6 protein-coding genes and 3 pseudogenes are annotated in these 13,150 nt (G+C 36.2%); 7 read left to right on the forward strand and 2 right to left on the reverse strand.

Features of this window, described 5'->3' with window-relative positions; all coding sequences use genetic code 11:
- Nucleotides 1-153 precede the first annotated feature (153 nt).
- The 4 genes and pseudogenes from AAGD95_RS02210 to AAGD95_RS02225 all read left to right on the forward strand — a co-directional run.
- A complete protein-coding gene (locus AAGD95_RS02210) occupies nt 154-1,587 on the forward strand; it encodes a hypothetical protein (protein WP_410542087.1) in 1,434 nt (477 codons plus the stop codon).
- A gap of 403 nt (nt 1,588-1,990) precedes the next feature.
- Nucleotides 1,991-2,842 (forward strand): IS982 family transposase, encoded by an 852-nt coding sequence (locus AAGD95_RS02215; RefSeq protein WP_410542088.1) that lies wholly within the window; start codon nt 1,991-1,993, stop codon nt 2,840-2,842.
- A gap of 734 nt (nt 2,843-3,576) precedes the next feature.
- The gene (locus AAGD95_RS02220; protein ID WP_341818722.1) at nt 3,577-6,351 is read left to right on the forward strand and encodes a hypothetical protein; all 2,775 of its coding nucleotides are present in this window, start codon (nt 3,577-3,579) and stop codon (nt 6,349-6,351) included.
- A gap of 180 nt (nt 6,352-6,531) precedes the next feature.
- Nucleotides 6,532-6,990 (forward strand): annotated as a pseudogene (locus AAGD95_RS02225) (transposase); the annotation flags it as partial.
- A gap of 5 nt (nt 6,991-6,995) precedes the next feature.
- Here the strand turns inward: AAGD95_RS02225 and AAGD95_RS02230 are convergent.
- Nucleotides 6,996-7,847 carry an IS982 family transposase gene (locus AAGD95_RS02230; RefSeq protein ID WP_410542089.1) on the reverse strand — a complete coding sequence of 284 codons (852 nt, stop codon included), beginning with the start codon at nt 7,845-7,847 and terminating at the stop codon, nt 6,996-6,998.
- 102 nt (nt 7,848-7,949) lie between these two features.
- Here AAGD95_RS02230 and AAGD95_RS02235 point away from each other — a divergent pair.
- Nucleotides 7,950-8,165: pseudogene (locus AAGD95_RS02235) on the forward strand (transposase); the annotation flags it as partial.
- A gap of 396 nt (nt 8,166-8,561) precedes the next feature.
- Here AAGD95_RS02235 and gyrB read toward each other — a convergent pair.
- Nucleotides 8,562-10,949, reverse strand: a complete 2,388-nt coding sequence (gyrB, locus tag AAGD95_RS02245) for a DNA topoisomerase (ATP-hydrolyzing) subunit B (RefSeq protein WP_341818723.1) — start codon at nt 10,947-10,949, stop codon at nt 8,562-8,564.
- A gap of 625 nt (nt 10,950-11,574) precedes the next feature.
- Here gyrB and AAGD95_RS02250 point away from each other — a divergent pair.
- Together AAGD95_RS02250 and AAGD95_RS02255 are read left to right on the forward strand one after the other, a co-directional pair.
- Nucleotides 11,575-12,177, forward strand: a complete 603-nt coding sequence (locus AAGD95_RS02250) for an IS110 family transposase (RefSeq protein ID WP_341818724.1) — start codon at nt 11,575-11,577, stop codon at nt 12,175-12,177.
- 83 nt (nt 12,178-12,260) lie between these two features.
- A pseudogene (locus tag AAGD95_RS02255) lies at nt 12,261-13,111 on the forward strand (IS982 family transposase).
- Nucleotides 13,112-13,150: the final 39 nt, after the last annotated feature.

Here is a 13,150-nt window from a genome sequence, read left to right on the forward strand (position 1 = left end):
AGCAGCAAGAATATTATTGAAAGGTTAAATGGCGTATGATATAATATATATAGTGTAAACATATCAATAAAATTATTTACATCTTTACATTAATAGTTCTTAAATGTTTAGTGCTGTAAAATTAAATTATTAAGTTTTATGAAGGGAGTAAAAATGGTAGAAAGCTTTCTAGGTAAGAACAAAGGCAGTAATTTTATTGAGGGGACAAAAACAATGAAAAATTTTTCAGATAATAACAAAAACGGTAGCTCAATCTTCCAAGGAAAAATCAGGGAGCAAGATTTCTCTGCGGAGCAGAAGCTAAACGAACTAAAAGCAGCCATAGAGGAGCTTGCCAGACAAGATTTGCTCAGAAGGCTCGAGTGTGAACGTCAGGCCTCTAGTTGTATCGATGAAATATCATCTCAAGCAGAGCTACATATCGAAGAAGATGATGAAGATTACTTCAATGGTGAAAGAGAAAGAGTACTCGGAGATTCCTGGAGTTTCTTTGAACCTCTCTTCAACCTTTTTGAAGTAAATGTAGATGATCCGAAAATCTACCAAATGCTCAAGGAGAAGAAAGAAAAAAATTGGCTTCTTTCGATAATTAAATTTATGCGTGACAAGCTTAAGGAGTTAATCAAGAAGATTTTTGCACGCGATTTAAGTTTCGATCAGAGATTGGACAAAGAGATAAAAGAATTGCAGGAGAAATTAGGCAGTGGTGAGTTATCAGAAGAAGAGTTTGCAAGGGTGTTAGAAAGGTTAACTGCATTGCAAGATCTGAAACTCAGGTTACAAATGGCCGTTGTCGGATGGATTGTTACAATGTTCGCAGAGATGTTTGGAGTTGAGTTGGCGGCTGCGGTAGAGGCATCTACAGAAAAAGAAGATAAAAAAGCAGAAAAAACATCATTAAAGGAAGAAAATAAAGAAGTTCATAAAGACGTAGAAATAAAGGTAGATGAAAGAGAAAAACCTAAAGTGCCAGTTTCCCTTTTTGAAGTTTCACCCGGATTTGTAAGGCCAATTCCTCTGAGCAAACCAGAGCGTGATCTTTTATCGAATTCTCTGAAAGAACTAATGCCTAAAGAGGTTATAAAGGAGGAGATCCGCGAGATAAAAGAAACAAAACCAAAAGTGGAAGAAGGTAAAAAAGTGGAACAGCCGAAGGAAGATGGACGTACAACTGCTCCAAAGCCTGCAACGGAGACGGGGCAGGTACGAGATGAGAATGTTCAAGGATGCAATAGTGGTTGGAGAGAAATGACAAAGCAAAATAACAATAGTACCTACAGAGAGACTTTAAATAAATCTGCTCAAGAATTTGTTTCTGAGGGAGGAATTTCAGATGTTAAGAGTTCTGTTCCTAACAGAAAAGCTTCGAGCCAACCTATCCCAAAATCTATGTCTGACAGAAAGGCTTCAGAGCAATCCGTTAAAAGTTCTGTTGCTGATTGTGGATTTGATTTTACTAACATGGGTACTTGGAAAGGTGCTGAGAATGAAGGTTCTGTGAGTAATGCTCAATCACCAAAAGTATTGACTAATGATATAAAAGTTGAGAAATGTGCAGAAGGTCAGTCAGTAGGAAAGACACCATAGTGGGATAGCTAATACTTAGATGACAAAAAAGGGTAGTGCGTGACACTGGAATGGCTTTGTTGCATCGCTACTTATGAAAGGCTAACTATAGTTAGGATTATAAGCAACCTATTGAAAATCTTGTTTTTTTGCAATCAATCTGATCAAATTTAAGAATAGTAATTTATTATTTATATTAATAAACTTAATTCTATTGAAAATAGCTAAAGCATTGAAATTCTTGAATTTTAGCCGGATTAGTGAGTGGTAGTGAAATTTCTTTTACTCAAATTTAGGTATTCACTGACCGTTCTTGTTATAAACGCGAATTCTGGATTAAAGGAGAATAGAAAAGGCAAGAAAACAGGGTAAACTCAGCAGTTATAAAAAAACAGATGAGGTTAACCATGGAAGATATAACAAACTGTTTTGTTTGGTCGATGATTTTTGCAGAGATATAGAGAAAAATTTTGCAGGTAAACTACTGCCAAATGGCAAAAAACCCACAAGAACAACGGAAATTGAGCACTCCGAAATCATGACAATAATCCTGCTATATCAACAATCTCCGTGTAAAAATTTCAAAACTTTCTATCTACATTACCTAACGTTGCTCTACAAATCAGAGTTTCCAAAGTTGCCTTCATATACCAGGTTTGTTGCTCTAAAGCCTAGGGTTTTGTGGCATTTAGCAATGTTGTTGCATTGGCTTTGTGGACAGTCAGAAAACACTGGAATTTCATATATAGACACAACTCCCATTGCAGTTTGTCATGCAAAAAGAATATCCAAAAACAAAGTTTTTGCTGGAATTGCAAAATTAAGCAAGAGTACTTACGGCTGGTTTTTTGGTTTCAAATTACATATGGTAATCAATGAAAATGGTGAAATTCATTCACTTACGCTAACAAAAGGCAATGTTGATGATAGGATACCTGTGCCAAATCTGACGGAAAAATTAACCGGCCTTTTGTTTGGTGACAAAGGTTATATTGCAAAAGAGCTTTTTCAGAAGCTGTTTGACCGAGGTTTGAAACTTGTTACCAAGGTGAAAAAAGGTATGAAAAATGCATTGATTTCGCTAAATGAGAAGATTTTACTGAGAAAAAGGTCTATCATTGAGACTGTTTTTGGTTACCTAAAAAATAGACTAGAAATTGAACACACTCGCCATAGATCCCCTGTTAATTTTTTGGTTCATATCTTTTCTACTCTCATTTCCTATTCCATCAAATCCAAAAAGCCTTCTATTTCCTATACTTTCTTCCTTCCTTAATCCAGAATTCGCGTTAAAAAGATTGACAATTATATGCACCAAAATTACGACTTTATCACTGTAAATATAGTTGCCGCCCTGCATTTTTGGACTATTTTCATACCAATTTTCGATAGCTTCATCGATGTAACGAAAAATATTTCCCCTTTTTTCAAGGAATTTGTTATATTCGTTTTGGTTACTGACTTTCATTTTCTGTGGCATGTTTTTTCTTCAACAGTTAAATGGTTATTTATAATGAATTTTGTCAGTAGCCACCAGATTTTTTCGTTGCTATGCAACAAAGCCATCCCAGTGTCTGGGCACTGGGATGACAAGAAAGGGTAGCGCGTGACGCTGGAATCTTGAAATTTGTGTTTTATGAAAAAGAGTGAATAAAATTTTTTGAAAAAAAATATAAAAAAGTGCTTGCACTTAATTTTATTTTTAGTATATTAATTACATAATATTTTTACTTAGGAGGCAATATGTATAGTGGTAATGATAAAAAAGGTTTTGATGCTGAAAAGTGGAAACGTGAGAATACAGCACCAGGTGGTGGTATAGTGCGGGGAGCAACAGGAATGAGGTATGATGACCATAGTGACGCAGCCAGAAGAGTAGAAGAAAGGAGGCGTCAGTCTGAGCAGAAAAAAAACGAACCTGGTAGTTCTATGAAACGTTAAGTTAAAGGGTAGTTGTTGTAATTTAAAAATGGGGAGGTTGGTATGCCTAATAGAGAAACAGTAAGAGCATTGGTTAGTGCTTTTAATGTACATAATTATGCTCGTAATACAGTTAAAACTAATTTTACGCTGCAAAGCAGGTACGGGGAGAACTGTATCGTAGTCTCATTTGATAAAGGTATGGGTAGGTATCAGTGTAGAAGATATCTGGACAGTATACAAAGGAAGATAGTAGGTGAGTTCTACGGTATTGAAGAAGGAGATACGGATGAGGTAGTGTCAAATACAGCTAATTTAATTTTTAATATTAAATCTTTTCCGTTTAACATCAGTAAAGGAAAGTGGTCTCAAGATGAGCAAGGTAGGATTGAGTTTCTAGCACCTATAGATAAGGGTGTAATTTTTAATTTGAAGTCTCATTTGGCTTCTTCACTTAAAAAAGATATTCTAGAAGATATGCCAACTTGTAGCATAGTTACTAACTCATTTAACAAAGAAAAATATTTGTGTCATTCTAAATTTCCTAATAAAGAATCACGTAAGAAATTTGAGAGTGAGTTTTTATCAAGGATGAGAGAAAGATATGAAAATGTTCCTAAGAAGCTCCTGGAGGTTAAAGGCAATAGTGTATATATCAAAGATGTTTTTGATGACGCTCGTTTTATTGATAGTGTAACGCGGTATAAGGCATGGCTTGTAGGTATGTATCTTGGAGTTGACAGTAGTGCTAATCATAAAGTGAAGTTATTTAAAGATATGATAATAGAATCTATTGGTCAATCGACAGGAGTGACAATATATGGCTTTGTATGTGCTTCCCCTTTAGGTAAAGAAGAAGCCTCAATTCTTATACCTCTTGTATTAGATGGCGAAGAAAAGCGGATATTGACAAATGAAGAAGCTCTTGAACTAAATTGTACATTTAATTGTGCTGTATTTTATGATCTTTATGGTAGAACTCAGGGAAAATTATCAATAAATGAAAGTAGTGGAATGTATAGCATAAACTTTTCCAATCCGTACATTTCTCACTGTGTGATAACTAAAATAATAGAAAGTTCTGTAATCAATAAAGACCATGAACTGTCCATTGACCCTGAGCTTCGTTTTCAAGCATTGTCGCCTGCGCAGTCGCCATTCAATTCTCCTATGCATGCAGGACCGAGTGGAATAAGAACACCGCCCAACCAAAGAAGAAGCATAGATAGTGGTATTGGTGAGTCACCTCCGAAACCTAAGGATTCTGGTTCTTCAAGTGGTGGTCCAGGGCCATCGACTGAACTGTCAGATATAGAATGGGAGTCTCCCACGCGGAGTCAAGATGAAGCATTAAAGGATTCTCCCAGGCGAGAGTCAGAGCAAGGATCAGAAACGGAAAAAGAAGGACGTCCACTGCACAATCATGTAAATTCAGCTGGAACGAGTAAAGGATTTCCGCCATTGCCGCAGCTGAATTCTATTGCAGTTAGTTATGGTGTTTCAGGGCCATCTAAAGGGGGAAATCTAGGTGCTGCAGCAGCTAGTGGTAGTATCCCAGGATCCTCGTTACGGTTACAGAGTGAACCTTCATCATCGAAAGATGCTAATAAAGGTATGTCAACATGGACTAGTCAGCCAATGAACCATTGGTCATCACCGGCTTCAAGTGCAGGATTCTCGTTATGGTCACAGAGTGAACCTTCATCATCGAGAGGCGCTGGTAAAAATATGCTAACAGGGAGTAGTTCTTGGTCTTTGCCACCATCGACTTCTTTTCTTACGACAAGGAATGATTCAATATCCTCAAATCTTGGGATTTTTGCAGATCCTCCAGAAGATACGGAGAACATTTGTAGCATGAAACCTGAAAAACAGCAAGTTACTGATGAAAGTGATCGAGAAAGTAGTGATGAGTGTTCTGAAGCAAAGTCACAAGAGAGTGAATCTCCGAAGAAACATGGGGGTGGTCCTTTGTGTAGTAATTCGTCTACAGGTAGTATGTGGTCAAAACTAAAAGGCAATGTGCTACCTTCTCTTAGGCGAAATAACAGAGAACGTAGTTCGGTGTGTTCGATATCTTCAAGTGTAAGTGCTCCTGTAACTCCTGTAACTGAAGAACTACCTTTGTCTACACGATCTCCTTCACTCCCAATTGAAATAGTAAAAAGTCGATCCTTAAAAGTGACTCCTGTTACTGAAGTACATACCGAAAACAAGCCTACTGAATTAAATGATAGTATTACAGAACTCCCGTCACAAGGTACCGTAGGCAAACTAAACATGCCCGGGGACCGTAGTTCTAAAATTTCTGTAGATAGTGGTTTAGGGTCGCTTGAGCGGGGACAGTCACCGCCGCTTACTGAAGAGTTTAGTGATTCATCTCAGCAGGACCTGTCAATAGGTGTTAAACTTGGAAATATGCTTAGTGAATTATTAAATTCTGCTCAAAATCTACTCAAAAACCCGGCTTCTTCTACGCATAGAGGTGTGCCAGGTGGACCAAAGAGGCAAGCATCTCTTACCTCTAGCCAGAGGCAGGAACTACGCAAAGTTCTTTCTCCTGAGATGAGGAAGAAGCTAGACGCCAACTTTTTTCCTCCTGGGTACGAGAAGTTACTACACATACTTTATGTTGATAGTGAGGGGCTGTGTTCACTTCTTTCTTCTCCTGAAGCAAAAGAGCAAGTGTGCTCAGTTCTTCCTCCTGAGGAGAAGGAGCAAGTACAATCAGGTTCTCCTGAGGAAATAGTACGCTTACTTCACAAGTTCTTTAGTAATCAAAAAATTAGTGATAACTGTCTTCTAAGTTCTAAGATAGATTTTCCTAAGATCAAGAAACTCTTGCAAGAAGAAATTTTTGTATAAGCGGTTTGTACCTAATCCACCGTCCTAAGCCACCCAAGTGTTTTATTAGGGTTGGGGCCAAAGTCCCTGACCCTGAAAACGCGAATTCTGGATTAAAGGAGAATAGAAAAGGCAAGAAAACAGGGTAAACTCAGCAGTTATAAAAAAACAGATGAGGTTAACCATGGAAGATATAACAAACTGTTTTGTTTGGTCGATGATTTTTGCAGAGATATAGAGAAAAATTTTGCAGGTAAACTACTGCCAAATGGTAAAAAACCCACAAGAACAACGGAAATTGAGCACTCCGAAATCATGACAATAATCCTGCTATATCAACAATCTCCGTGTAAAAATTTCAAAACTTTCTATCTACATTACCTAACGTTGCTCTACAAATCAGAGTTTCCAAAGTTGCCTTCATATACCAGGTTTGTTGCTCTAAAGCCTAGGGTTTTGTGGCATTTAGCAATGTTGTTGCATTGGCTTTGTGGACAGTCAGAAAACACTGGAATTTCATATATAGACACAACTCCCATTGCAGTTTGTCATGCAAAAAGAATATCCAAAAACAAAGTTTTTGCTGGAATTGCAAAATTAAGCAAGAGTACTTACGGCTGGTTTTTTGGTTTCAAATTACATATGGTAATCACGCGAATTCTGGATTAAGGAAGGAAGAAAGTATAGGAAATAGAAGGCTTTTTGGATTTGATGGAATAGGAAATGAGAGTAGAAAAGATATGAACCAAAAAATTAACAGGGGATCTATGGCGAGTGTGTTCAATTTCTAGTCTATTTTTTAGGTAACCAAAAACAGTCTCAATGATAGACCTTTTTCTCAGTAAAATCTTCTCATTTAGCGAAATCAATGCATTTTTCATACCTTTTTTCACCTTGGTAACAAGTTTCAAACCTCGGTCAAACAGCTTCTGAAAAAGCTCTTTTGCAATATAACCTTTGTCACCAAACAAAAGGCCGGTTAATTTTTCCGTCAGATTTGGCACAGGTATCCTATCATCAACATTGCCTTTTGTTAGCGTAAGTGAATGAATTTCACCATTTTCATTGATTACCATATGTAATTTGAAACCAAAAAACCAGCCGTAAGTACTCTTGCTTAATTTTGCAATTCCAGCAAAAACTTTGTTTTTGGATATTCTTTTTGCATGACAAACTGCAATGGGAGTTGTGTCTATATATGAAATTCCAGTGTTTTCTGACTGTCCACAAAGCCAATGCAACAACATTGCTAAATGCCACAAAACCCTAGGCTTTAGAGCAACAAACCTGGTATATGAAGGCAACTTTGGAAACTCTGATTTGTAGAGCAACGTTAGGTAATGTAGATAGAAAGTTTTGAAATTTTTACACGGAGATTGTTGATATAGCAGGATTATTGTCATGATTTCGGAGTGCTCAATTTCCATTGTTCTTGTGGGTTTTTTACCATTTGGCAGTAGTTTACCTGCAAAATTTTTCTCTATATCTCTGCAAAAATCATCGACCAAACAAAACAGTTTGTTATATCTTCCATGGTTAACCTCATCTGTTTTTTTATAACTGCTGAGTTTACCCTGTTTTCTTGCCTTTTCTATTCTCCTTTAATCCAGAATTCGCGTATGAAAAATGCATTGATTTCGCTAAATGAGAAGATTTTACTGAGAAAAAGGTCTATCATTGAGACTGTTTTTGGTTACCTAAAAAATAGACTAGAAATTGAACACACTCGCCATAGATCCCCTGTTAATTTTTTGGTTCATATCTTTTCTACTCTCATTTCCTATTCCATCAAATCCAAAAAGCCTTCTATTTCCTATACTTTCTTCCTTCCTTAATCCAGAATTCGCGTTGAAAGCACTGGTGTTAGTTTTTCTCATCCATTGTAAATATTGTACCGTACTGTCCACCTGATCATCATAACGGCCTTCTGGGAACATTAAAATTTCATATTCGAAATCGCTGAGCCATACTGCTTGATGCGGCAGAAAAACCCTGCCAGACACTGGGATGACAAAAAAGGGGCTACTCGGATGACAAGAAAGGAGCACTGGGATGACAAAAAAAGGAGCACTGGGATGACAGGAGAAGGGGCTACTCGGATGACAACGAAGAGCTACTCGGATGACAAAAAGGGACACTGAAATGACACCGTCATAAAGGAATCAGTGTCAGCTACTTGAATGACACAGTTCTTGCTTAAACCCGTAACGTTCGTACATTTTGCTAAAAGTTCAAATATCAACATCATGCACGTTGAGTGCATTGCTATTAATAAAATCACGGCGTGGTTCAACTATATCACCCATTAATATTGAAAATATGGAATCAGCTTCTTCACAATCTTTTATTTCAACCTTCAATAAAGTTCTAGCCTCAGGATTTAACGTAGTATCCCATAGCTGATCAGCATTCATTTCACCAAGACCTTTAAATCTCTGCAGAGTTAAACCCTTTTTACCATAGTCCATTATTATTTTTGCAAGTGCACTTGGAGAAGTGATTCTTATTTCAGTTTCTTGTGACTTTAAAAATGAATCGCCATTAAATAAGTTACTTATACCATCAAGCAAACTTAATATGTTTTGCATATCTTTGCCTTCAAGCATACTAAATGCAAATATATATTTGTCTGCCAATCCTTGAAATAATTTAGAGATGTGAATTTCTTTTTCTTCATCTTTTATTTCCACTTCCCAAGTGTATTCGCTGTACATTAATTTTAAATACTTTAATATCTCATCAGCCGATGATAGAGCATTCTTTTTGCTTAAAATTAGCAATGACTCTAAGAGATTTTGTGGTATTTCTCTATCATAATTTTTGCTAATATTAGAAGTGCTAACGCATTTATTCAAAATAAGGCGCAAGTCGTTAAATTCTGTAGTTGTACCACTTAGTGTTAATCTTTTAACTGCTGAGTTTATTATATACTCTTCAAAAGTTTCGTCATCTTTAATATAAGTGTCTTTAGCATTCTTTGTAACTTTATAGAGGGGTGGCTGTGCTATATATAAATATCCCTTATCAATTACTTCACGCATATGTCGAAAGAAAAAGGTTAGAATCAAAGTCCTGATATGTGATCCATCAACGTCTGCATCTGTCATAATGATAATCTTATGATATCTAACTTTCTCAACATTAAAATGCTCACTTCCTATTCCAGCACCAATTGCAGTAATTAAAGAGCCTATTTCTGCAGATGAAAAAATACGATCTAAACTTACACGTTCTACGTTTAGAATTTTTCCTCTTAAGGCAAGCACTGCTTGTGTTTTACGATTACGCCCCTGCTTTGCAGTACCACCTGCTGAATTACCTTCTACTATAAATAATTCTGACAATTCGGGAGCTTTTTCCTGGCAATCAGCAAGTTTTCCTGGCAGAGTTGCAATATCAATACTGTTCTTATTCTTAACTAGTTCACGTGCCTTTCGAGCAGCTTCTCTTCCTTTTGCTGACCTAATTGCTCTTTCTACTATGCTTGCCGCCAATTTGGGATCAGTTTCAAGGATTGTGCTCAATTTATCAGAAACTATACTTTCTACAACTGCACGTGCTTCAGAACTAACTAGCTTGTCTTTTGTTTGTGAAGAAAATTTAGGATCAGGCATCTTAAGAGATAAAACACAAGTTAAACCTTCTCTAACGTCCTCTCCAGTTAAATTTACTTTTGCTTTCTTTAAGAACCCTTCATTAGTTGCATAGGTATTGATGCACCTAGTTAAGGCGGATTTAAACCCTGCCAAATGCGTACCACCATCTCGTTGCCTTATATTATTCGTGAAGCATAACATATGTTCATAGTAGGAATCATTCCATTCCATCGATATTTCCAAGCTGATGCCAAGATCTTCTGCATCTCCTTTCATACTGGCAATTTTAGTTACATGTGTCTTATTCTTATCTAAATACTGCACAAAATTTGCTGTACCAAAATTGTCTTTAGATTGATTGCTCTGATTGAAATGAGATTCTGTATATGGTTCATTGCGCAAATCACGTAAAGTAATGTCGATATTTGAATTTAAAAATGCTAATTCTCTTATACGACTTTCAAGCGTTGAGTAACTGAAATTAATGCCATTAAAAGTCTCTGTTGATGGCATGAACGTGACTTTAGTTCCTCTTTTGTTTGTATTTTCGTTGACTACCTTTAAAGGTTCAATAGACTCACCATCTTCAAAACGCATAAAGTGTTCTTTCTTATTGCGCCAAATAATTAATTCCAACCAGCTTGATAATGCATTCACAACTGAGATTCCAACACCATGTAATCCCCCAGAAACTTTATAGGTATTATTGTCAAATTTACCACCAGCATGGAGTTGAGTCATTATTACCTCTGCTGCTGATATTCCTTCTTCTTCATGAATGTCAGTTGGAATGCCACGGCCATTGTCGGTTACTGATACTGAACCATCTTTATTTATACTAACTTCAATTTTATCACAATATCCAGCTAAAGATTCATCTATTGTGTTGTCAATAACCTCATATACCATGTGGTGCAAGCCAGATCCATCGTCAGTGTCACCAATGTACATACCTGGACGTTTCCTTACAGCATCAAGACCCCTTAAGATTTTTATTGCATCGGCATTATAACTATTTTCCATTAGATTGCTTCATTTATACACGTTAATTGATGTTACATTCAGATATACTAGTTAGCAACATTTTTAAACTGATAATCCATATTAAAAGCACAACTTTACGAGTATCTGTTCAGACGCATGGCTAATGTACAAATACTGAAACAAAAATTCCAGTGCTCCCTTTCTTGTCATCCCAGTGCTTGACACTGGGATGGCTTTGTTGCATCGCTAGCTATGATGGATTAAAGATAAAAAAGATGGAGAATATCAGTAGCTTATTATTCTGGTATTTATAACAAGAACGGTCAGTGAATACCTAAATTTGAGTAAAAGAAATTTCACTACCACTCACTAATCCGGCTAAAATTCAAGAATTTCAATGCTTTAGCTATTTTCAATAGAATTAAGTTTATTAATATAAATAATAAATTACTATTCTTAAATTTGATCAGATTGATTGCAAAAAAACAAGATTTTCAATAGGTTGCTTATAATCCTAACTATAGTTAGCCTTTCATAAGTAGCGATGCAACAAAGCCCACTGGGATCCAGGAAACTTAATTGCAAGTAATGCATTGGGTTTGGTGAGTATGGGTTTTGCGTTATAAAATGAAGCACTTTTGGTGAATTTGTAAAGAAAACTGGATTGTATATTAAATCAAAGCCGCAAGGCTATAATGAGCAAGGAGTGATACTGTCAATTGGATTGATTGATAGAAATCGTAGGCATCTCAGTGCACTCCTAGCTTTAAAAAATGGAGTACGAACGGTAGGGGGATCTAAAAGATCGAATCACAATCCTGTACAGCATTTACATTATTATTTGATTATATCTATAGGTACAAAAATGGCTAGAACAGTTTTCATTGGTATTGATGTTTCAAAAGAAACACTTGATATCTCAATCGACAATAAACATCAGCGTATAGAAAATGTAGAAAGAGCTATATCTGAGTTTATAAAGTCAAAAATAGTTAACGTATTTGTTAGGTTATGTGTAGTAGAATCAACAGGTGGTTATGAAAAACTTGTCATAAAGTTGTTACGGGAACATAACATAGCTGTTCACAGAGCTCACCCAAATCGGGTATATGCATTTGCAAAAGCCTGCAACCACTTTGCAAAAACAGATAAATTAGATGCAAAATTACTAGAAAAATATGCTGAATTTATCACAAAAAATGACGAGGTAATAGAATACATAGTTTCAAAAAAGCAAGAAGAACTAAAAACGCGAATTCTGGATTAAAGGAGAATAGAAAAGGCAAGAAAACAGGGTAAACTCAGCAGTTATAAAAAACAGATGAGGTTAACCATGGAAGATATAACAAACTGTTTTGTTTGGTCGATGATTTTTGCAGAGATATAGAGAAAAATTTTGCAGGTAAACTACTGCCAAATGGTAAAAAACCCACAAGAACAATGGAAATTGAGCACTCCGAAATCATGACAATAATCCTGCTATATCAACAATCTCCGTGTAAAAATTTCAAAACTTTCTATCTACATTACCTAACGTTGCTCTACAAATCAGAGTTTCCAAAGTTGCCTTCATATACCAGGTTTGTTGCTCTAAAGCCTAGGGTTTTGTGGCATTTAGCAATGTTGTTGCATTGGCTTTGTGGACAGTCAGAAAACACTGGAATTTCATATATAGACACAACTCCCATTGCAGTTTGTCATGCAAAAAGAATATCCAAAACAAAGTTTTTGCTGGAATTGCAAAATTAAGCAAGAGTACTTACGGCTGGTTTTTTGGTTTCAAATTACATATGGTAATCAATGAAAATGGTGAAATTCATTCACTTACGCTAACAAAAGGCAATGTTGATGATAGGATACCTGTGCCAAATCTGACGGAAAAATTAACCGGCCTTTTGTTTGGTGACAAAGGTTATATTGCAAAAGAGCTTTTTCAGAAGCTGTTTGACCGAGGTTTGAAACTTGTTACCAAGGTGAAAAAAGGTATGAAAAATGCATTGATTTCGCTAAATGAGAAGATTTTACTGAGAAAAAGGTCTATCATTGAGACTGTTTTTGGTTACCTAAAAAATAGACTAGAAATTGAACACACTCGCCATAGATCCCCTGTTAATTTTTTGGTTCATATCTTTTCTACTCTCATTTCCTATTCCATCAAATCCAAAAAGCCTTCTATTTCCTATACTTTCTTCCTTCCTTAATCCAGAATTCGCGTTCCTAGTAGAGAGAGAAGGAGTTTA

The sequence above is a fragment of the Wolbachia endosymbiont (group B) of Ennomos erosarius genome, assembly GCF_964026905.1.
Taxonomy (GTDB): domain Bacteria; phylum Pseudomonadota; class Alphaproteobacteria; order Rickettsiales; family Anaplasmataceae; genus Wolbachia.

Excerpts from the sequence above, each read along its gene's own strand:
- AAGD95_RS02210 (WP_410542087.1), top strand. The coding sequence starts at position 154 with ATGGTAGAAAGCTTTCTAGGTAAGAACAAAGGCAGTAATTTTATTGAG.
- gyrB (WP_341818723.1), bottom strand. The coding sequence starts at position 10,949 with ATGGAAAATAGTTATAATGCCGATGCAATAAAAATCTTAAGGGGTCTT.